This window comes from Lutibaculum baratangense AMV1, assembly GCF_000496075.1.
Taxonomy (GTDB): Bacteria; Pseudomonadota; Alphaproteobacteria; order Rhizobiales; family Tepidamorphaceae; genus Lutibaculum; species Lutibaculum baratangense.
This window is the reverse complement of record NZ_AWXZ01000014.1, coordinates 47,377-69,109: the sequence shown is the minus strand read 5'-3', so window position 1 is coordinate 69,109 and position 21,733 is coordinate 47,377. Positions and strand designations below refer to the sequence as shown.

16 protein-coding genes are annotated in these 21,733 nt (G+C 68.0%); 7 read left to right on the top strand and 9 right to left on the bottom strand.

The features are described 5' to 3' along the window. Positions 1-71 precede the first annotated feature (71 nt). On the bottom strand, positions 72-776 hold the full coding sequence (locus N177_RS04025; protein ID WP_023430957.1) for a CDP-alcohol phosphatidyltransferase family protein: 705 nt from the start codon (positions 774-776) through the stop codon (positions 72-74). A 226-nt stretch (positions 777-1,002) separates the two neighbouring features. Between N177_RS04025 and N177_RS04020 the strand changes: the two genes are divergently transcribed. Next, entirely contained in the window at positions 1,003-2,253 is a 1,251-nt protein-coding gene (locus tag N177_RS04020) for a UbiH/UbiF family hydroxylase (RefSeq protein ID WP_023430956.1), read from the top strand. On the opposite strand, the gene N177_RS04015 is transcribed toward N177_RS04020, so the two are convergent. After that, positions 2,171-3,226 carry an AEC family transporter gene (locus N177_RS04015; RefSeq protein ID WP_425280789.1) on the bottom strand — a complete coding sequence of 352 codons (1,056 nt, stop codon included), beginning with the start codon at positions 3,224-3,226 and terminating at the stop codon, positions 2,171-2,173. The two genes, N177_RS04020 and N177_RS04015, sit on opposite strands and share 83 nt — an antisense overlap. Before the next feature lie 208 nt (positions 3,227-3,434). On the opposite strand from N177_RS04015, the gene hspQ reads away from it, so the two are divergent. Next, a complete protein-coding gene (gene hspQ / locus N177_RS04010; protein ID WP_023430953.1) occupies positions 3,435-3,764 on the top strand; it encodes a heat shock protein HspQ in 330 nt (109 codons plus the stop codon). A gap of 79 nt (positions 3,765-3,843) precedes the next feature. Here hspQ and N177_RS04005 read toward each other — a convergent pair whose 3' ends face one another. Continuing rightward, positions 3,844-4,521: an invasion associated locus B family protein gene (locus tag N177_RS04005; RefSeq protein WP_023430952.1), complete on the bottom strand. Its 678-nt coding sequence runs from the start codon at positions 4,519-4,521 to the stop codon at positions 3,844-3,846. A gap of 173 nt (positions 4,522-4,694) precedes the next feature. Here N177_RS04005 and N177_RS04000 point away from each other — a divergent pair, with 173 nt between their 5' ends. Next, positions 4,695-6,536: an extracellular solute-binding protein gene (locus N177_RS04000; protein WP_023430951.1), complete on the top strand. Its 1,842-nt coding sequence runs from the start codon at positions 4,695-4,697 to the stop codon at positions 6,534-6,536. Then, positions 6,533-7,204 (top strand): DsbA family oxidoreductase, encoded by a 672-nt coding sequence (locus N177_RS03995; protein WP_023430950.1) that lies wholly within the window; start codon positions 6,533-6,535, stop codon positions 7,202-7,204. The genes N177_RS04000 and N177_RS03995 overlap by 4 nt, the downstream gene beginning before the upstream one ends. Positions 7,205-7,261: 57 nt before the next feature. On the opposite strand, the gene mfd is transcribed toward N177_RS03995, so the two are convergent. Both mfd and N177_RS03985 read right to left on the bottom strand, forming a co-directional pair. Beyond that, positions 7,262-10,786, bottom strand: coding sequence for a transcription-repair coupling factor (gene mfd, locus N177_RS03990; protein WP_023430949.1), 3,525 nt, complete (start codon positions 10,784-10,786; stop codon positions 7,262-7,264). Positions 10,787-10,790: 4 nt separating this feature from the next. Continuing rightward, complete coding sequence (locus N177_RS03985; RefSeq protein WP_040485112.1) at positions 10,791-11,075, bottom strand: succinate dehydrogenase assembly factor 2; 285 nt, start codon at positions 11,073-11,075, stop codon at positions 10,791-10,793. Between the two features lie 129 nt (positions 11,076-11,204). On the opposite strand from N177_RS03985, the gene recG reads away from it, so the two are divergent. Then, entirely contained in the window at positions 11,205-13,310 is a 2,106-nt protein-coding gene (gene recG, locus N177_RS03980) for an ATP-dependent DNA helicase RecG (RefSeq protein ID WP_023430947.1), read from the top strand. A gap of 15 nt (positions 13,311-13,325) precedes the next feature. On the opposite strand, the gene N177_RS03975 is transcribed toward recG, so the two are convergent. The 3 genes from N177_RS03975 to glmU form a co-directional block, all read right to left on the bottom strand. Beyond that, positions 13,326-14,018, bottom strand: coding sequence for a DUF502 domain-containing protein (locus tag N177_RS03975; RefSeq protein WP_040485111.1), 693 nt, complete (start codon positions 14,016-14,018; stop codon positions 13,326-13,328). 147 nt (positions 14,019-14,165) lie between these two features. Continuing rightward, a complete protein-coding gene (gene glmS, locus N177_RS03970) occupies positions 14,166-15,992 on the bottom strand; it encodes a glutamine--fructose-6-phosphate transaminase (isomerizing) (RefSeq protein WP_023430945.1) in 1,827 nt (608 codons plus the stop codon). Positions 15,993-16,145: 153 nt separating this feature from the next. Next, positions 16,146-17,477 (bottom strand): bifunctional UDP-N-acetylglucosamine diphosphorylase/glucosamine-1-phosphate N-acetyltransferase GlmU, encoded by a 1,332-nt coding sequence (gene glmU, locus N177_RS03965; protein ID WP_040485110.1) that lies wholly within the window; start codon positions 17,475-17,477, stop codon positions 16,146-16,148. Positions 17,478-17,617: 140 nt separating this feature from the next. Between glmU and N177_RS03960 the strand changes: the two genes are divergently transcribed. Next, on the top strand, positions 17,618-18,337 hold the full coding sequence (locus N177_RS03960) for a hypothetical protein (RefSeq protein ID WP_152527828.1): 720 nt from the start codon (positions 17,618-17,620) through the stop codon (positions 18,335-18,337). 33 nt (positions 18,338-18,370) lie between these two features. Here the strand turns inward: N177_RS03960 and rpe are convergent, their stop codons facing one another. Then, complete coding sequence (rpe, locus tag N177_RS03955; protein WP_023430942.1) at positions 18,371-19,051, bottom strand: ribulose-phosphate 3-epimerase; 681 nt, start codon at positions 19,049-19,051, stop codon at positions 18,371-18,373. Positions 19,052-19,509: 458 nt separating this feature from the next. Between rpe and N177_RS20450 the strand changes: the two genes are divergently transcribed. After that, on the top strand, positions 19,510-21,720 hold the full coding sequence (locus N177_RS20450; protein ID WP_152527827.1) for an HWE histidine kinase domain-containing protein: 2,211 nt from the start codon (positions 19,510-19,512) through the stop codon (positions 21,718-21,720). The last annotated feature ends 13 nt before the right edge of the window (positions 21,721-21,733 follow it).

The window sequence follows — 21,733 nt, the reverse complement described above, 5'->3', positions numbered from 1 at the left end:
TTCCTCCCTGTCAGGCGCCTTCGCTTAGCCGACAGCCTACAGGCAGATGTCGGCGCGGCGGAAGTGGCCCGTCAGCGGCCGCGCACGGTGCGCAGGGCACTGATGCCGAGCATGTAGAGGCCGACGGCGCCGAGCACCCACAGCACCCAGGCGTCCGGCTCGAGGTCCTGCCAGACGGCGACGCAGGCGGCCGCGAGCCACGCCGCGCAGCCGGCGAGCGTCAGCGGGCGCAGGAAGACGACCCGCACGGGATGAAGGAACGTCACCTTCGTGAAGGTAAGGACGGCGAAGATCACCGTCAGGGCGAGCGTGACCCAGGGCGACCACTGGAACACGAAGGCGTAGAAAACCACGACGTTCCAGATGGTTGGGAAGCCGAGGAAGTAGTTGTCGGCGGTCTTCTGGTTGCGGTAGCCGAAGAAGAACGCGGAGGAGAGGCACATGATGCCCGCGCCCAGAAGGCCGAATCCGTACGGGAAAAGCCCGGCGACGAAGGCCGCGTAGGCCGGAATGAAGACGTAAGTGAGGTAATCCACGACGAGATCGAGGACCACGCCGTCCCAGTTGGGTAGATGTACGCCGACGTCGAACCGCCGCGCCAACGGCCCGTCGATGCCATCGACGACGAGCGCGACACCGAGCCAGGCGAACATGCTCGCGAAGTCTCCCTGCCCGGCCGCAAGGAGCGCCAGCAGGGCCCAGAAGACGCCGGAGGCCGTCAAAGCATGAACGGCGAGACCCGCGCTCCGCTGCGTCTTGATGTTGACTTCGCTCATCGCTCGCCCGCTCCTGCCGCACGCGCCTCATCGCCTGGCCGTCGCATCACGCTGCGCCGCCGTGCCTCGACGACCCTGTCCGCGCGGATCGGACGGTACGCATCCGCGGCTAGACAAGCGTCATCGAAGCGCCACCTTTGATCATCAAGTCGCTTCCTCGACAAGCGTTTCGCGAGCCGCGCGCTCCGCACGCACAGATGGTAGACTTCGGCGGACTGGAGGACTCATGGACGATGAAATCCACGATACCCCGTTCGACACCGACATCATCGTGGTCGGCGGCGGACCCGCCGGTCTGACCGCGGCATTGGCTGCCGCGCAGACGGGTTGGCGGGTGCATTTCATGGCGCCTGAGCCGGCCTTCGAAGACAGGCGGACCTCGGCGCTGATGGTCTCGACGCTCTCGTTCCTGGAACGTCTGGATGTGTGGCCGCACTGCTCCAGCGCCGCCGCGCCTCTTTGCACGATGCGAATCGTCGATGATACGGGCAGGCTGCTGCGCGCGGAGACCGTGGAGTTCAAGGCAAGCGAGATCGGCGAGGAGGCCTTCGGGTGGAACATCCCGAACGCCGCCCTGACGCACCGTCTGCGCGACCTCTTCGAGGTCCACCCGCGGATCACCAGGCACAACACGTCCGTCGCGTCGCTATCGCTGCGCGACGACGGGATCGCCGTCGTCGCCGACGACGGCATGCGCGTGAAGGGCCGCCTCGTCATCGGCGCTGACGGGCAGCGCTCCCGCTGTCGCGCCGCTGCTCGCATCACGACGCGTGAATGGCCACTGGACCAGGCAGCGATCGCGGCGAACCTCGAGCACGAGCGCGATCACGGCTTCACGTCGACCGAGTTTCACCGTCCCCCGGGGCCCTTTACGCTCGTGCCCCTGCCCGGCCGCCGATCAAGCCTCGTCTGGGTCGAGACGAAGGACCGCGCCGAGGCCATCAATGCGCTGGACGACGAGGCCTTCGCGCGTGAGGCCGAGAGGGTCGCGCACCGCATACTCGGCCGCATGCGCGTCGACGGCCCACGCGGCATGTTCCCGCTCGGAGGGGCGGTCGCCCGCAGCTTCGCCGGCAATCGCATCGCGCTGGTGGGCGAGGCGGCCCATGTCATGCCTCCGATTGGGGCACAGGGCCTCAATCTCGGCCTCCGGGACGTGGCTTCGCTACTCGATTCGATCGCCCGCTGTGGCCGCGAAGATCCGGGTTCCAGCTCCGTCCTGTCGCACTACGACCGGGACAGGCGGGCGGATGTCTGGGTGCGCGTCGGCGGTGTCGAAGTCCTCAACCGGTCCCTGATCGCCGGCCTCGTTCCCGTGCAGGCGGCGCGCGCGATGGGCCTCGCTGCCCTCAGAGGCCTCGGCCCGCTGCGCCGCGCGGTGATGCGTGAAGGCATCAAGCCGCACCTTTCGCTGCCGACGATGATGCGCGACCGCGACGACCGCAGGCGACCGCTGGGGGGAGAGAGGCGGCCGTAGCCCTTTGGGGGCAGGTCAGGGAAACAGATCGACGGGGAGACGATCCGTCGCAGCGAGATACATGACGGTCGTCAGCGTGAGCACGGAAAGCGCGGTCGCCACGAGCACCGTGCTGGATGCCCGCTCCACGTAGACATCGTATTGCTGCGCAAGCACGAAGACGTTGAGGCGGGGGGAGCGCCGCCATCATGATGGCGGTCTTCACCCAGACCGGATCGAAGCTCCCCACCAAACTGAGGAGGACGAGCGCGAGAACCGGGTGCACGACGAGCTTGAAGAGCACCAGGAGCGGCAGTTCGCCGGGAATTCGTCGAATCGGGCGCAGCGCGACGCTGACGCCCATCGCGAAGAGCGCGCAGGGCGCCGCGGCGTTGCGCAGATAGGTCAGCATCGTGTCGATCGCCTCCGGAGGGCGCCACTGGAGATAGGCGGCCAACACGCCGGCGAGCGTCGCCAGGATGAAGGGGTGCAGGAGGATCCGCCCCGCGATCTGCAGCGCCAGCGCCCACTCGGACATCGGCTTCCCGGAGGCCAGGGACATCATGAGCGGCACCAGCGTGAACATCAGCGCGCTGTCGAAGCTGAAGATCAGCGCCGTCGGCACGGTCGCCGCGGGCCCGAGTGTCGCCAGCGTCAGGCCCGGCCCCATATAGCCCACGTTCGCGTAAGCGCCAGCCGCACCCTGTATCGCCGCAGCCCGGCCACTGCGCGTGAACGCATAGCCCACGAGGGCCGAGACCACGAACATGATGCTCGTCGTGGTGGTCGTGGTGATCACGAAGGACCACTGCTTCAGCTGCTCGAACGGCGTCTGGGCGATCAGCTGGAAGAACAGCGCGGGAAGCGCGAGGTAGACGATGAAGGTGTTGAGCCAGGCGAGCCCTTCCGGCGGGTGCCGGACGAGCTTCCCGGCGACGAAGCCGAGCAGGATCAGGCCGAAGAACGGCGCCGCAAGCGCTATGACCTGCTGCAAGAGGGGCTCCGGCTGAAGGGGTTTGGACGAGGCTGGAGGAATGTCGGACGGCGGGCCGCGGCTTCGCCATCACCCACCAGCGTTGCGGTGCAGCCTATGCGGAAGATCCTGTCGAAGAAATCCCGCATGGCTTGACACGCTGCAACATGACACAATCATTTCAACGAACGGAACGTCAGGACGCGTCCGAAAGCGACGCTATCGAAGAATGCAGGCACGAACCGCAAAATACACGATCGGCCAGGTCGTCAGACACCGCGTCTACCCCTTCCGCGGCGTCATTTTCGACGTGGATCCCATCTTCTCCAACACGGAGGAATGGTGGCTCTCGATCCCGGAGGATATTCGCCCCGACAAGGATCAGCCCTACTACCATCTGTTCGCCGAAAACGCGGAGACAGAGTACATCGCTTACGTCTCGGAGCAGAATCTCCTGCCCGACGAGACCGGGGAGCCTGTGCGCCACCCGCAGGTCGCGGAGACCTTCGACTCGCACGAGAACGGCCAGTACAGAAGCTCCGCGACCTCGCTGAACTGACAGCGCGTCCGGACGATATGACGCCTGGAAGGGGCGCGGAGGCTGCCGCGCCCCGTCCGGCAAAGGCGCTCGCGAGCGCCTACTGGCTCTGCCCCGCGTTGTCGCCCTGCTGCTGCTGGCCGTTCTGATCGGCGAGGCGCTTGCGGGCCTCTTCCGCCCGCTTCTGAAGCTCTTCCTGCAGCTTCTGGCGCTGCTGCGCGAGCACCTCGGTGTCGACGGGCGCGCCGTCATAACCCTTGGTGAAGCCCACGAGGGTAAGGCCGACGCCGACCGCCTTGCCCTGGTTGTTGATCACCGAGACGACGAGGTTCTTGCCGGCCTTCATCTTGTTCACGAAGGCCTGCGCGATCTCCAACTCGGCGTAACAGGCATTCGGCAGGCAGATCACGTACTTCCCGGCCTGCTGCTCGCCCTCGTCGACCTGCACGCGGATGCCGGGCTGCAGGAGCGTGCCGGGCGGCACCGCCACCATGAGCGTCTTGCCGTCCTCGCCCTCGACCTCGCGGACGGAGACGGAGGCCAGGAACTCGCCAGCGTCCGTACGGACCTCCTGGGTCACCAGGCAGACATTCTTGTTGTCGGCCTGGGGATCCTTCGTGCAGATCTTGATCCAGTTGCCGAGGTTCTCGGCGCCTGCTGCCGGCTGCTGGTTCTGCGCATGTGCCGGGCCGAAGCTCGCCGCCGCCATGAGGGCAGCCGCCGTCAGCCCCGTCGAGACGAGCGCCCGAAGGCGAATCTTGGCGATGTCGAATACCATGTACGTCCTCGAAGTTTGCGAGAGGGGACCGCCCTATCGAGGCGGCGGCAAATCGCGTTAACTGTCGCGCGTTACCTCCATGCCGAATGCGGCAACAGGATGATTGCGCCTACGGGTGCCCGGAATAACGCTTGTGCCATAGTTTTTCCAGCCGGCGCAGCAAGACTGGCCCGATGATTCGCAGAACACACCACCGCGCCGTCCGCCTCCTCCTGCCGGGCCTGCTCGCGGCCGCGGTGACCGCAGCACCGGAGCTCGCCTCGGCGTCCGCCGAACCGCAGCCGAGCCACGGCATCGCCATGCACGGAGATGTGAAGGAACCGCCCGACTTTACCCATTTCGGATATGCCAATCCGGACGCACCGAAGGGCGGGTGGATTGGCATATCCGTCGTGGGGTCCTTCGACACGCTCAACCCCTTCACCGTGACGGGGCAGGAAGCTCGCAACCTCAGCGGCTACGTCTTCCAGCCGCTCCTCGCCCGCAGCCTCGGAGAGCCGTTCGCGCTCTATCCGCTGATCGCGGAGAGCGTCACGATGCCGGAAGACCGGTCATGGATCGAGTTCACCATCGATGCGCGCGCCAGGTTCTCGGACGGCGAGCCGGTGACCGTCGACGACGTGATCGCCTCATGGCGCCTGCTCCGCGACCGGGGCCGACCGAATCATCGCAGCTACTATGCGCTAGTCGACTCCGCACGGGCGACCGGCGAGCGGAGCGTCCGCTTCTCGTTCTCTCCCGAGGCAGAGCGCGAGATGCCACTGATCATGGGCCTCATGCCGGTCCTGCCGTCGCACGTCTACAACGTGGAGACCTTCGACAAGCTCGGCCTGTCGCCCCCCGTCGGGACGGGACCCTACGTCGTCTCGAACGTCGCCCGGGGCCGCTCCATCACCCTGACCCGGCAGAAGGACTGGTGGGGCAACGACCTTCCGGCGACCAGCGGCCAGTACAACTTCGACACGATCCGCTACGAGTACTTCCGCGACCAGGAAACCGCTCTGGAAGCCTTTCGCAAGGGAATCATCGATTTCCGCGAAGAGGAGGACCCGTCGCGCTGGGCTCTCTCCTACGACTTTCCGGCGGCCAGGCGCGGCGAGATCGTCAAGGAGGCACTGCCCAACGGAGCCCCCCGCGGCATGTCGGCCTTCGTCTTCAACACACGCCGGGCGCCCTTCGGCGACATTCGGGTGCGGGAGGGGCTCTCCCTCCTCTTCCCCGGCGCTTGGGTGAACCGCGCCTACTACCGGGACCTGTACGAGCGCACCGACAGCTTCTTCGACGGATCCGAGCTTTCGGCCGAGGGGCGTCCGGCGACCGACCACGAACGCGAACTGCTCGCACCGTGGATCGACGAGGTTCCCCAGCGTGTCCTGGAAGGTGACCTTGGCGGCCAGCGGCGCGGCGCAGACGATCGGCGAGCCCTTCGGGAGGCGCTACGTCTGCTAAAGGCGGGCGGCTTCGAGCTTCGCGACGGGCGCCTGGTCAATGCGGAGACGGGGGAGCGCATGTCGTTCGAGATCCTCGTCGCCACCCGCGAGCACGAACGCCTCGCGCTGGCATTCTCACGCGCGCTCGACCGGGCCGGCATCGAGGCGCGGGTTCGCTCCGTGGACTCGGCTCAGTATCAGCGCCGCAAGCAGAGCTACGACTTCGACGTCACCCACCACTTCTGGTTCAGCTCGCTCTCCCCCGGCAACGAACAGCGCTTCTATTGGGGCAGCGCGGCCGCCGACCAGCCGGGGACGCGCAACTACATGGGCGTCACGAGCCCCGGCATCGACGCGACGATCGACGCACTGCTCGCAGCCCACGACAGGGACGACTTCGTCACGGCCGTGCGTGCCCTCGACCGGCTGCTCGTCTCCGGCCACTATGTCGTGCCACTGTTTCACCGACCGAGCCATTGGGTCGCCTACCAAGAACGGTTCGCGCATCCCGAGACGCCGCCCCTCTACGGCTACGCCCTCGAGACGTGGTGGGACCGAACGGCAGAGGAGGACACGAAGCCATGACGGAAACAGCGACCGGGGCCGGCGGCAGGCTGACGATCGACGTCGTGTCCGACACGATCTGCCCCTGGTGCTACATCGGCAAGAGGCGGCTCGAGCAGGCGCTCGCCATGCGCCCGGACGTGGAGGCAGAGGTGAGGTGGCGACCGTTCCAGCTCGACCCGACCATTCCACGCGGCGGCGTCGATCGGCAGCAGTACCTCGAAAACAAGTTCGGCGGCCCGGAGCGGGCCCGGGAGATCTACGGCCGGATCGAGGCCGCGGCCGATGCGGAAGGGCTCGAGGTCGACTTCGGCCGGATCGCGCGGACGCCGAACACGATCGACTCGCACCGCCTGATCCGCTGGGCGGCCTCAACCGGCCGCCAGTCTGACGTCGTTGAGGACCTCTTCCGCCACTACTTCTCCGAAGGCGGGGACATCGAGGACCCGCAGGTTCTGACGGCGATCGCGGAAACGAACGGGATCGACGGCGACCTGATCGCGGAGTTGCTCGCGGGCGATGCGGATCGCGACCTCGTCGAGAAGGAGATCGCGCTCGCCCAGCAGCTCGGCGTGACCGGAGTGCCCTGCTTCATCCTCGCCGACCGGTTCGGCGTCGTAGGCGCGCAGTCGCCCGAAACGCTCGCGGAAGCGATCGATCGCGCGCGCGTCGAGGCGCCAGCGGAATAGGGAGCGGCCGCCCGCTCGGCGGATGCCGGCTCGACCTCCGCAACGAAGGCAGCAGTCTCAGGCGGCTGCCTTCTGCGCCAGGCCCGCCAGCGTGCGCATGACCTGCATCGCGCCCCTCAGTCTCTCCTCCGGCGACTCCCAGCTGCGCTGAAGGACGATCTTGTGGTCGGGCCGCACCTTCGCGAGCCTGCCCTCCTTGGACACGAAGTCCACGAGGCCGTTGGGGTTGGCGAAGCGGTTGTTGCGCAGGGCAAACAGCATGCCCTTCGGCCCAGCCTCGACGCGCTCGACGCCGGCCTCGCGGCACAGGATCTTGATGCGCACGATGTCGAGCAGGTGCTCGACCTCGCTCGGCGGCCTCCCGAAGCGGTCGGCCATCTCGGACCCGAAGGCATCGACCTCCGAGGCGTCCTCGATCTGCGACAGCCGGCGGTAGAGGCCGAGGCGCACCTCGAGGTCGGTGACATAGTGCTCCGGGATGAGCACCGGCGTGCCGAGCTCGATCTGCGGCGACCACTGCCCGTCTTCCTCCACGGGCCCGCCACCCTCGCGCAGGGACGCGACCGCCTCCTCCAGCATGGACTGGTAGAGCTCGTAGCCGACTTCCTTGATGTGCCCCGACTGCTCCTCGCCGAGCAGGTTGCCGGCGCCCCTGATGTCGAGGTCGTGGCTCGCCAGCATGAAGCCCGCGCCGAGCGTGTCGAGCGACTGAAGCACCTTGAGCCGCTTCTCCGCTCCCTTCGTCAGCTTCTTGCCGCCCGGCACCGCGAAGTAGGCGTAGGCCCGCGCCTTCGACCGGCCGACGCGGCCGCGCATCTGGTAGAGCTGGGCGAGGCCGAACATGTCGGCACGGTGCACGATCAGCGTGTTCGCCGTGGGGACGTCGAGCCCCGATTCGACGATCGCCGTCGAGACGAGCACGTCGAACTGGCCGTCGTAGAAGGCGGTCATCACCTCCTCGAGGCGGCTCGAGGACAGCTGTCCATGGGCGATGGCGTATTTCACCTCCGGGACCTGCTCCTTCAGGAACTCCTCGATGTCCGGCAGGTCGCTCAGGCGCGGGGCCACGAAGTATGTCTGGCCGCCCCGGTAGTGCTCGCGCAGCAGCGCCTCCCGCAGGACGACGCCGTCGAAGGGCGTGACGAAGGTGCGCACCGCAAGCCGGTCGACCGGCGGCGTGGCGATGATCGAGAGCTCGCGGATCCCCGTCAGCGAGAGCTGGAGGGTCCGCGGGATCGGCGTCGCCGTGAGCGTCAGCACGTGCACGTCGGCCCGCAACTCCTTCAGGCGCTCCTTGTGGGCAACGCCGAAATGCTGCTCCTCGTCGACGATCAGGAGGGCGAGATCGCGGAACTTGATCGACTTCGACAGGAGGGCGTGCGTCCCGACGAGGATGTCGACCTCGCCCGATTCGATCCCCCTCTTCGCCGCGGCCGCCTCCTTCTGGCTCACCATCCGCGAAACCTGCGCAACGTTGATCGGGAAGCCGCGGAAGCGTTCGGAGAAGGTCTTGTAGTGCTGGCGGGCGAGCAGCGTCGTCGGCACCACGACCGCGACCTGCCGGCCGGACATGGCGGCGACGAACGCCGCGCGGAGCGCGACCTCCGTCTTGCCGAAGCCGACGTCGCCGCAGATCAGCCTGTCCATCGGCTTGCCCGCGTGGAAATCCTCGAGCACGGCGTCGATCGCGTTCAGCTGGTCGTCCGTCTCCTCGTAGGGGAAACGGGCGCAAAACTCGTCATAGGCGCCTTCCGGCGGATCGAGCCTCGGCGCGTCCCGCATGGCGCGGGCGGCAGCCACCTTGATCAGCGCATTCGCCATCTCGCGAATGCGCTCCTTCATCTTGGCCTTGCGGGCCTGCCAGCCACCGCCGCCCAGCCGGTCGAGCTGCACGACGGTGTCCTCGGAGCCGTAGCGCGAGAGGAGCTCGATGTTCTCGACGGGCAGGAACAACTTGTCGCCGCCGTGATAGTGGATCTCGAGGCAGTCGTGCGGCGCGCCCGTGACCTCGATCGTCTTGAGGCCGACGAAGCGCCCGATGCCGTGGTCGACATGGACGACATAGTCGTCGGGCGAGAGGCTCGTGACCTCCGTCAGGAAGTCGGCGCCCTTCCGGCTCTTGCGTTTGGCGCGGAGGTAGCGCTCGCCGAGGACGTCCTGCTCGCCGATGACGGCGAGGCTCGGGGCCTCGAAGCCTCGCTCGATGCCGAAGATCGCGAGGCCCGTCATGCCCTTGCCGAGCGCCTGGGCCGCGTCCCAGCTGTCGACGTTCTCGATCGCCGTCAGGCCGTGGTCGCGCAGCATGTCGCCCATGCGGTCGCGCGAGCCCTCGCTCCAGCAGGCGACGATCACCCGCTTCCCCGACCTGTTGAGGGCCCGGTCGTGGTCGATGACCGCCTGGAACAGGCTCGCGTCGGCGGCGGTGCGCTCCGCAGCGAAGCTTCGCGCCTCCTTGGAGCCCATGTCGAAGACCGGGCCGGTCGCTTCCGTCTCCGGCACGTCGAACGGGGTGAGAGAGACGTGCGCCCGCTCGGAGAGGCACGCCTTCCAGTCGTCGTCCGACAGATAGAGCTCGTGCGGATCGAGCGGCTTGTAGGGCGCCTCGCCCTTCGTGTTCTCCTGCGCCTGGACGCGCGCCTGGTGGTAGTCGCGGATCTGCGACATGCGCTCGGCCCGCGCCTCCTCGAGCAGCGCGTCGAGCATGACGGGGGCGCCCGGCAGGTAGTCGAAGACGGTCGCCATCCTCTCGTGGAAGAAGGGCAGCCAGTGCTCCATGCCCTGGTGGCGCCGCCGCTCGCTGACGGCAGTGTAGAGCGCGTCGTCGCTGCGGGCGACGCCGAAGCGGGCGACGAAGTTCTGGCGGAAGCGCTTGACGGACTCCTCGTCGAGCGTGAGCTCGCTCATCGGCACGAGCGACAGCTCCCTGAGCTGGCCCGTGGAGCGCTGCGTCTCGGGATCGAAGGGACGGATCGATTCGAGCGTGTCGCCGAAGAAGTCGAGCCGCAGCGGCGCCTCGTGGCCCGGCGCGAAGAGGTCGACGATGCCGCCGCGCACCGCAAACTCGCCCCTCTCGCGAACCGTGCCGCTGCGCTCGAAGCCGTTGCGGCCGAGCCATTCGGCGAGCGACGTCATGTCGAGCATGTTGCCGGGCCGCACGACGAGCGACTGGTGGCCGATCCAGTCGCGGGTCGGCACCCGCTGGATGAGCGCGTTGACCGTGGTGCCGACGATCGTCGGCGTCTGGAAGTCGGCGGTCGCGAGGTTCGCCAGCGTCGCCAGCCGCTCCGACAGGATCTCCGGCGCCGGCGAGACGCGGTCGTAGGGCAGGCAGTCCCAGGCAGGCAGCGACAGGAAGCGATGGCCCGGCGCGAAGAACTGAAGCGTCTGCCGAAACGCGGCGAGACGCTGCGCATCGCGGGCGACGAAGACGAGCGGGAGCGGGCTGTCGCCCGTGGCCAGGGCGCGCGCGGCGTCGGCGACCGTGACGGCGTCGAAACCCTCTGCGACATGGGCCAGCGTGACGTGGCCGGTGCCTCGCAACATGCGGGGGTCGAAAGACTTGACCCGGGTCGGTGCGTTCATGTCGTCAGTCCTGCGCCACCGGATGCTCGGCATGGAAGCGGCGGATGCTGCGAACAAGCTCCCCTTCCGCGCCGTCCGGCATGGGCTTCGTCTCGGTCAGCCAGGCGAACAGCTCCTTCTCGTCGACCTCCATTAGGGTCTCGAGGTCGCCGAGCTGCGCCTCGTCCATGCCGGCGATATACACTTCGGCATAGCGGCCGAGCAGGAGGTCCATCTCGCGCGTGCCGCGATGCCAGCAGCGGTAGAGCAGGCGGCGGCGCACGAGGTCGAGGTCGTCCGTCGAAGGCATGAGAGAGATCGTTCCGGCTGAAAGATGTCGCAGGGCCTGCATATAGCTCCGGCGACCGCCGCCCGCCAGACGCGGGAGGCAGTTCCGGAGTTGCATCCGCGGCCGCGACCGCGGAATAGTCGCCTGATCATGCGCCCCCCTGCCCTCAATCCCCTCTTCGCGCCCATCACCTCCCTGCCCGGCGTCGGGCCGAAGATCGCCGCTCTCTTTCGCCGGCTCCTGCCCGAGGGAGACGGCGACATGCCAGCGGTGGTCGATCTCCTCTTCCACCTGCCGACGGGCCTGATCGACCGGCGCCACCGGCCGAAGGTGCGCGACGCACTGGCGGGCGACCTCGCGACGATGCTCGTCACGGTCGAGGAGCACCGGGCACCGCCGCCCGGCCGATCGCGCGCGCCCTACCGGGTCGTCGTGTCGGACGAGAGCGGCAGCATGACGATCGTCTTCTTCAACGCCCAGCCGCGCTGGGTCGCAGGTGTCCTGCCGCTGGGCAAGAGCGTGTGGGTCAGCGGCAAGGTCGAGATGTATGACGGCATGCTTCAGATCGTCCATCCCGATCATATCGTCGCGGAGGACGAGGCGGAGAGGCTACCGGAGGTCGAGCCGGTCTACCCGCTGACGGCCGGGCTCACCCTGCGCGGCGTGTCGAAGTCGGTGCGCGCTGCCGTCGACCGTGTTCCGGCCCTTCCCGAATGGCAGCGCTCGGACGTCCTGCGCCAGCATCACTGGCGCAGTTTCTCCGCGGCGCTCACCGCCCTGCACCTGCCACAGCGGGCGGAGGACCTCGAACCGGAAAGCCCTGCTCTCGCGCGTCTCGCCTATGACGAGATCCTGGCCGGCCAGGTGGCCCTGTCGCTGACCCGCAGCCGGCTTCGCAAGGTCGCGGGCATGGCGCGCAAGGGCGACGGGCGGATCGTCCGCTCGATCCTGGCGGGACTGCCGTTCGAGCTCACGGCGGCGCAGCAGGCCGCGCTCACGGAGGTGGAGGCCGACCTCGCCGCGCCCGAGCGCATGCTTCGCCTGCTCCAGGGCGACGTCGGCAGCGGCAAGACGGTGATCGGCCTGCTGGCGATGGCGCGGGTGATCGAAACGGGCGCGCAGTGCGCGCTCATGGCGCCGACGGAGATCCTCGCGCGCCAGCATCACGCCACCCTCGGGAAGCTCGCGGCCGGATCGGGGCTCAGGATCGGCCTCCTGACGGGTCGCGAGAAGGGCCGGGCACGCGACCAGATCCTCGTTGCGGCGGCCGAGGGCTATCTCGACATCCTCGTCGGCACGCATGCCCTGTTCGAGCAGCATGTGGGGTTCAGGGATCTCGGGCTCGCCGTGATCGACGAGCAGCATCGATTCGGCGTCCACCAGCGCCTGTCGCTCGCCGCGAAGGGGCGAGCGGTCGACATGCTGGTGATGACCGCAACGCCGATCCCGCGCACGCTTCTTCTGACGCACTACGGCGATATGGACGTGACCCGGATCGCGGAGAAGCCGCCGGGCCGCCAGGCGATCGAGACACGCCTCGTGTCACAGGAGCGGCTGCCGGAAGTAATCGCGGCTCTGGGCCGCACGATCTCGCAGGGCAACCGCGTCTATTGGGTCTGCCCCCTCGTGGAGGACTCCGAGACGGTGGACGTCGTGTCAGTGGGGGAGCGCTTCGCCTCGCTCGACAAGGCGTTTCCCGGCCAGGTCGGCCTCGTCCACGGTCAGCTTTCGGGTGCCGACAAGGACGCGGCCATGCAGGCCTTCGTCGAGGGTCGGACGGCCATCCTGGTCGCGACGACGGTGATCGAAGTGGGCGTTGACGTGCCGGAGGCGAGCGTCATCGTGATCGAGAACGCGGAGCGCTTCGGCCTCGCGCAGCTCCACCAGCTCCGCGGGCGTGTCGGCCGCGGCACGAGCGCCTCGGCGTGCCTGCTTCTCTACGGCGCCCAGCTCTCCGAGAACGCAAGGTCGCGCCTGCAGACGATGCGCGAAACCGACGACGGGTTCCGGATCGCGGAGGAGGACCTCAAGCTGCGCGGCGGCGGCGAGGTCCTCGGCACGCGCCAGAGCGGGACCCCGGAGTTCCGCGTGGCTCGCCTCGAAAGCCATCTCGACCTGGTGGAGGAGGCCCGCCAGGATGCGCGGCTTCTTCTCGATCAGGACCCGAGCCTGGAGACCGCTCGCGGCCAGGCGGTGCGCATCCTGCTGCAGCTCTTCCGGCGCGACAGCGCCATGGCGCTTCTCGGCGCAGGCTGAGCGGGCGACGGCCGCTTAGACCGTTTCCGGTGTCTTGTCGGGCTCTTGCTGCCGCTTCTGTGGCCAGAGCGGCCGGGGCGGCAACGCCTTGGCCTGGTGTTCGGGGACGACGAGGCCCGCCGAGATGACGGCCTTCGCCCCCTCCTCTATCGTCATGTCGAGCAGGATCACGTCCTCCTTCGGCACGAACAGGAGAAAGCCGGACGTCGGATTAGGCGTGGTCGGCAGGAAGATGCTGTAGAGCGGCTCGCCCGGCTCCTTCCCGGCCTTCGCCGCGACCTCGCCCCGCGCATCCGTGGAGACGAACACGATCGACCAGATGCCCTTCCGGGGATACTCGATCAGCCCGACCTTCTGGAACGTGTTGTTCGACTGCGAAAGCGCAGTCTCGAAGATCTGCTTCAGCCCGCGATAGATGCTGCGCACGAGCGGCATGCGGTCGAGCATGGACTCGCCCCAGCCCACGATCGTCCGCCCGAACAGGTTCGCCGTCGCCGCGCCGAGGAAGATGAGCGCGGCGATCGCGACGATCAGGCCGAAGCCCGGGACCGGAAACGGCAGATAGTTGTCGGGATTGTACCGCCAGGGGATCCACGGCTTCACCCAGTCGTCGACCCATCGGACGAGCGTCCACGTGATGTAGAGGGTGATCGACAACGGGGCGGCGATGACGATGCCCGTCAGCAGGTAGTTCCTCAGCCGCGCCATCAGCGGGTGGCGTCGCGGACCGTGGCCGTGCTCGGGGTCGCCTGAAGGGTCCGCCTGCGTCTCGTTCATGTCCTACCCGCACTGCCGCGCTGCAGCACGCAGCACCATGCCTTTTATATCATGTCGCCGGGCCACGGAGAGGAGATATCACTCCACGGTGACCGATTTGGCGAGGTTCCGCGGCTGATCGACATCCGTGCCGATGGAAACGGCGGCATGATAGGCGAGCAACTGCATCGGCAGGGCATAGATGAGCGGCTGCACGAACTGATACATCCGCGGCAGGATCACTCGTGCGAAAGGCTGTTCCCCGGTCGCGTGCGCTCCTTCGGCATCGGTCAGGAGCACGATCCGTCCGCCACGCGCCGCAACCTCCTGCATGTTCGAGACGGTCTTCTCGAACATCATGTCGGACGGCGCTATCACCACGATCGGCATATTCTCGTCGACGAGCGCGATCGGCCCGTGCTTCAGCTCGCCCGCCGCGTATCCCTCGGCGTGGATGTAGGAGATCTCCTTGAGCTTCAGCGCGCCCTCGAGCGCGATCGGGTAGTTCATGCCCCGGCCGAGATAAAGCGCATCCTTCGCCCGGGAGAGCTCCCTCGCGATCCCTTCGATCTGCTCCTCCAGCCGCAATGTCTGCGTCATCAGGCGCGGCACTTCGATCAGCGCGCGCACGAGCTTCGCTTCGTCCTCCTCTCCGAGGACGCCCCGCACCCGGCCGGCGGCGATCGTGATGGCGGCGAGAACCGACAGCTGGCAGGTGAAGGCCTTCGTCGAGGCGACGCCGATCTCGGGTCCCGCCAGGGTCGGCAGGATGAGATCGGATTCCCGCGCGATGGTGGAATCCTCGACGTTCACGATCGAGGCGACCGTCTGCTCCGCCTCCCGGCAGTAGCGCAGGCTCGAGAGCGTATCGGCGGTTTCCCCGGACTGCGAGATGAACAGCGAGAGCCCGCCGGGCCCCAGGATGGGCTCGCGGTAGCGAAACTCCGAGGCGATGTCGACGTCGACGGGAAGCCTCGCGTATCTCTCCATCCAGTACTTGCCGACGAGGCCGGCCAGGTAGGCCGTACCGCAGGCGGCGATGGAGAGACGCTGGACGCGCCCCAGCTGCTCGACGAAGCCTTCCGGGAGCGTGACGCGACCGGTCGACATGTCGAGGTACCGGGCGAGCGTGTGCGACACGACCTCAGGCTGCTCGTGGATCTCCTTCGACATGAAATGCCGGTAGTTGCCGCGGTCGATCATCGAATAGCTGATCGCCGCCTGCTTCACGGGCCGCTCGACCGCCTCGCCGGTTGCGTCGAATATCCGCGCGCCCGCCCGCGTCAGCACCGCCCAATCACCGTCCTCCAGATACGTCACACGGCTCGTGAAGGGGGAGAGTGCCAGCGCATCCGATCCCAGGAACATCTCACCGTCCCCATGGCCGATCGCAAGGGGGCTGCCGCGCCTCGCCGCGAGCAGGAGATCCTCTTCGCCGGCGATCAGGACAGCGAGCGAGAACGCCCCGTGGAGCCGCCCGAGCGCCGACTGCATCGCGTCCTTCGGTGACTTGCCGGCATCGAGCTCCCGCGCCAGGAGATGCGCCACCACCTCCGTGTCGGTATCGGTCTCGAAGACCGCCCCCACGGACGAGAGCTCGCGCTTGAGTTCCGCGAAGTTCTCGATGATCCCGTTATGCACCAGCGCGACCCGGCCGGCCATGTGCGGATGGGCGTTGCGCTCCGTGGGAGCGCCATGCGTGGCCCAGCGCGTGTGGCCGATGCCGGTCTTGCCCTCCGGCATGTCGCCGGCGAGCTTGTCGGCCAGGTTGTGCAGCTTGCCTTCGGCTCTCAGGCGACGGATGGTGCCGTTCTCCGCGGTGGCGATGCCCGCAGAGTCATATCCGCGATACTCGAGCCGCCGCAGGGCTTCGACGAGTCCAGGCGCCGCGGCATTCTTGCCGAGTATCCCTACAATGCCGCACATGCCCCATGCTCCTTCAGGATTTCGGTCCGCACCGCCAGGTACGGGGGGGAAGCTCTACCGCCGGCGCCTGGCGAAGCAAGCGGAAGGCGAATCACGATTGATTGCCGACTGCGCAACATCACTAGTGTCGCACGACCGCATCGAGGGCGCAGGCTATCCGCCCTTCTTCTTTCCGAGCGCCTCGCGCAGCTCGCGGGCGCGGCCCGCCTTCGCCACCTGCCTGCCCCGCCCGATGGCGAGCGCGTCGGTGGCGACGTCCTCGGTGATCACGCTGCCGGAGCCGACATAGGCGCCATCTCCGATCTTGACAGGCGCGACGAGCGCGCTGTTCGACCCGATGAACGCCCCCGCGCCGATATCGGTGACGTGCTTGGAAAAGCCGTCGTAGTTGCAGGTGATCGTGCCCGCACCGACATTGGCGCCCTCACCGACCCGGGCATCCCCGACATAGCTCAGATGGTTCACCTTCGCCCCGCGCTCGATGGTCGCGGCCTTGATCTCCACGAAGTTGCCGATGTGCACGCTCTCGCCGATCCTCGCCCCCGGCCTGAGCCGCGCGTAGGGTCCGACCGTCGCGCCGGAGGAGACGTGGGCTCCCTCCAAGTGGGAGAAGGCGCGAATGGTCGCTCCGTCCTCCACGACGACACCAGGGGCGAAGACGACGTTGGGCTCGACCACGACATCCCGCCCGAGCTTCGTGTCGTGGGAGAAGAAGACGGTGTCGGGCGCGACGAGTGTCGCCCCCTCCTCCATGGCGGCCCGCCGCGCCCTCGCCTGGAACTCCGCCTCGGCCTCCGCCAGTTGCGCGCGGGTGTTGACCCCGAGCACCTCGTCCTCGCCGCATTCGATGATCGCGGCACTCTCTCCGTCGGCGACCGCCAGCGCCACCGCGTCCGTGAGGTAGAACTCGCCCTTCGCGTTGTCGTTGCGAATGCGGTCGAGCAGCCCGAGGGCCTTGCCGGGCGCGAAGGCCATCACCCCGGAGTTGCAGAGGTCGATCCGGCGCTCCTCGTCGGTCGCGTCACGCTCCTCGCGGATCGCGGTCAGCTGTCCATCTCTCGTCAGGAGGCGGCCGTACCCTGTCGGATCGGCTGCCCGGAACCCCAGAACGGCGATCGCGGGCCCTTGGGTGACGGCGGACACGAGTCGACGCAGCGTCTCCGGCCGGATCAACGGCGTATCGCCGTAGAGGACGAGGATCGGCCCTTCAGCCGCCTCGAGAAGGGGACGGGCCTGCAGCACCGCGTGGGCCGTGCCGAGGCGGTCCTTCTGGACGAAGCTCCGTGCGGCACCGGCGGTGACGCCTTCCATGTGCGGGCCGATGACGAGGCCGGTGGCGGCACCGGCGACGGCCGCCTCCACGGTGGCGGCGACGTGCCCCAGCATCGATAGCCCCGCGATCGGGTGCAGGACCTTCGGCAGTCGGGACTTCATTCGTGTCCCCTCCCCGGCAGCGAGGATGAGAACGGTGGGTGACGCGGTCATGGTTCCCGCTCCGGGGGAGGCAGTCGGCTGAGACGCTGACGGAATAGGTTGTTAACCTTGGCGAAGAAAAGAATCGTGCAAAGTTCGGCGCGCGATTCTTAGCGGTGGTGACGGTGGGCGGTCAAAGAGACTCCGAGGAAATGGTTAGGCGGCCGACAAGGCGGCGGCATGGCTGGGTGGCCGGCTTCGCCTGGTTGGTGGCGGCCACAACCGCTGCGGCATCCGCCATCGTGGCCGCGACGGACCCGACGGGCCGCGAGCGCATGGCCGAGATCCTGTCGCCCCGCCCTCCCCGCGCGCAGATCGCCGACGTCGGCGCCGCGCCGTCCGAGGACGCCACGTCGGAGGAGATCGCCCGTCTCCGCAACGAGACACGGCTGCTCGCGCTGGAGAAGAAGGCACTGGCCATCCGGCTCGCTCTCCTCGCGAGCGAGGGCGACGCCGCCACGGTGACGGGTTCCATTCCCGCGGAGGCGGCGGGCGGCTCGTCCGCAGAAGCGCCGCAGGCACGCGAGCTCGCCGATCCTTCGGTGATGCTCAGCGAAGTGGCGGGCGTTCCCGCGGCGGTGCGTGCTCGTGAGGGAGCTGCCGGCGCGACCTTCGCGCTGCACCTCGACGGCGTGGGCTCGATCGAGGAGGCGCGCGAGGTCTGGGGCCTGATTGAGAACCGGGTTCCCGAGGCGCTCAAGGGGCTCACGCCGCTGATCGCGATGGATGAACGCGACACGAGCCAGCTCTGGCTGATGGCGGGCAGCCTGGACGACGACCAGAGCGCGGGAACACGCTGCGCGCTCATCACCCTCTCCGGCCGCGACTGCGCGGTCACGACACGCGAGGGACGCCCGCTTCCGATGCCGTAGAGGGTGGGCTGCGGGCGGCGGCGCCCCCTTCGCCTATGACCGGGCAGCCTCGGCGCTGCGGCGGATCGCGTCGATGTTCCCGGCGTAGTTCGCCGGACCGTCGCGGAAGACGGCCGAGCCTGCGACGAGCGCCGTCGCGCCGGCGGCCGCGACGTCCCGCGCCGTCTCGCGGTCGACGCCGCCGTCGACCTCGATGGTGATCGGCCGGTCCGCGATCATCTCCTTCAGCGCCGCGATCTTCTTCACCTGCGAGGAGATGAAGGACTGGCCGCCGAAGCCCGGATTGACCGTCATGACGAGCACGAGGTCGACGACGTCGAGGACGTGCTCGATCGAGCTCAGGGGGGTTGCCGGATTGAGGGCCACGCCCGCCCTCTTCCCGAGCGCCCGGATCGTGCGGAGCGACCGGTCGAGATGCGGGCCGGCCTCGGGATGGACCGTTATGATGTCGGCCCCCGCCTCCGCGAACGCTTCGAGATAGGGGTCGACCGGGGCGATCATCAGATGCACGTCGAGAGGCCGGTCGGTGACCTTGCGGACCGCCTTCACGACCGGCGGCCCGATCGTGATGTTCGGGACGAAATGACCGTCCATGACGTCGACATGGACCCAGTCGGCGCCGGCTGCGACGATGGCCTCGACCTCGGCGCCGAGGCGCGCGAAGTCGGCGGAGAGGATCGACGGGGCGATCACGATGGGGCTTGTGCTGCTCATGGCGTGGCATCACCACGCGGGCATCATCCCGTCAAGGGGGATAACGGGCATTCTCGCCCTCTCGCTTTGTCGCGAGAGATCGATAAGACGTAGATGGATTGGGCACCGGCGCGGTAGACGTTGCGCAGCGGCTCCGATTCGGCCCGAAGGGGGACTGGGAAATAGCCTCGCCTTCCACACATAGCGATCCTCCGCCCGACCAGGGGGATACGAGGAGGCTCATCGACGGGCCCGGGTGCGGAAGGGGATCCCTCGGTGCCCGCATACTCCTGCTCGTCCTCATCGCCGCCCTGCCCATCTTCGGTCTCCAGGTTGCCGACGAGATCGAGAGCCGCCGACTTCGCGAGGAAGCATCGAGAAGCGCGGCGGAGCAATCGGCACGGCTTCTCGCCGCGCAGTTCGGCGCATTCGTCGACGGGGTCCGAATTTTCGCGGCAACCCTCTCCCGCCTGCCGCCGATGCAAGCCCTCGACACGACGGGCTGCGAGGACGCGATCGACGCCTACACCGCCCACTCCGTCGCCCTGACGCAGCTCCTGGCTGTCGACATGACGGGGCGCGTGTTCTGCAACCAGCTGAACCGGGGGCAGAGCGTCGATCTGAGCGACCGCGACTACGTGATGAGGAGCATGAGCGAGCGGCGGCTCACGACGAGCGGCTACATTCTCGGCCGCCAGACCCAGGAGCCGATACTGAGCTTCGCATACCCGATCATCGGCCCCGAGAATGAAGTCAGGGGGGCGGTGATCGTTGCCTACGACGTGTTGAAGGTCGGACTGGAACTGGCGGCAGGGCGGCCTCCGGAGAACCAGGCGTTGCTTCTGGTCGACGCGAACCTCGTGCGCGTCGCCCGCGTCCCCTCCGATCCCGCCCTCATCGGCCGCCCCGTCGACCGCGAGGCCCTCCGCGGCGCCATCGCCGCCGGCGGATCGGGTAGCGTGATCAGCGACGAAGACGCAGGCGGCCAGTTCGATGCCTATGCACCCGTTCTCGGCGGAACCGGCCTCTACGCCGTGGTGTCCACCTCCGAGGATGCGATCACCGGCGCCGCCGAGCGGCTCTTCTGGCGCAACATGATCGCCGTCCTGCTGGTGTTCGGGACGGCGGGGGTCGCCGCGCTCGTGATCGGCAACGTCTCCATCCGCCTGCCGGTCCTGCACCTCACCCGCCTGACCGAGGCGATGGCGGAGGGCGATCTCGGCGCGCGGGCGGGCGAGATGCGCGGCAGCTCTCCCGAGCACAAGCGGCTCGGCCGCAGCTTCAACCGCATGGCGGAGGTGGTGGAGCAGAGGACGCACCAGCTCCGCGAAAGCGAATCCCGCTTCCGCCTCGCGCTGTCGGGGTCGCCGATCTTCGTGTTCGAGTGCGATCGCGACCTGCGCCTGACCTGGTGCTTCAATCCCCCGCCCCCGCTGTCGCGCGACAGCCTGATCGGCACGGCTATTCCCGATATCGGCGGAGGCGATGCCGCGCGATACCGGTCGCTCTACCGCCGGGCCGTCGCCACGCGCCGCAGCGTGGGGGACGAAGTGGTGCATCACGTGGCCGGCCGGGCGCGCGTGTTCGACCTCACTCTCGAGCCGCGCTTCGACGACGAGGGCCGGATGCAGGGCTTGAGCGGGGTCGCGGTCGACGTGACTGAGCGCAAGCGGGCGGAGGAGCAGCTTCGGCTTCTCGCGGCCGAGATCGACCACCGGGCGAAGAACATTCTCGCGGTGGTGCTCTCGATCATTCGTCAGTCGGCGGCAAACGCCCGGACGGTGCCGGACTTCCTGTCGGCCATCGACGGCCGGGTTGCCGCCATGGCGCGCGCGCACAGCCTCCTGAGCCAAAGCCGCTGGCAGAGCGTCGAACTGCGCCGCCTCCTGGAAGAGGAGCTTGCCGCCTATCGCCGCGCCGAGCGGAGCAATGTCCTGCTGAACGGCCCCGAGTGCATGCTCACGCCGAAAGCGGCACTCGCCCTGTCGCTCACGGTCCACGAATTGGCCACGAACGCTGTCAAGTATGGCGGCCTGAGTAGTCAGTCCGGCGGGGTCCATGTGTCCTGGGCCTTCGAGGTGAACGGCGATCTCGTGGTGGAGTGGAGCGAACACGGCGGCCCTCCGACCTCGGAGGTCAATCGACGGGGATTCGGTCAGAAGCTCATCGCGCGATCGCTCGCAATGGACCTGGACGGATCGGTCGAGCATGATATCCGCCCGGGTGGCGCCTATTGTCGGATGGTCGTGCCAACCTCTCACGTGATCCGGCCGAACGAGAAGGGGGAGCTGGAGCCGTCGATGTCGGAAGCCGGTCTGCAGAGCGAAGAAGCCAGCATCGAGGGCGTCCGGGTGCTCGTCGTCGAGGATTCGGCGCTGATCCTGATGGAAGTCGAGATGGCCATCGAGGACGCCGGCGGTTTGGTCGTGGGACCTGCAACGCGATTGGCCCAGGCGTCCGAGCTCGCTGCCAGCGCGGAGTTCGACGTGGCCCTGCTCGACGTCAACCTGGACGGCGAGTTGACCTATGCCGTCGCCGACACGCTCGCTCGGCGGTCGAAGCCGTTCGTTCTGGCGACCGGCTACGACCCGCAGACCTCGATCGTGGCCGAGTACAGGGACCGGCCCGTCCTCAGGAAGCCCTATACGAGCGAGGGCCTCGTGCGCGCGATCAAGGAGATGGTGGGTTAAGGACCAAAACCGC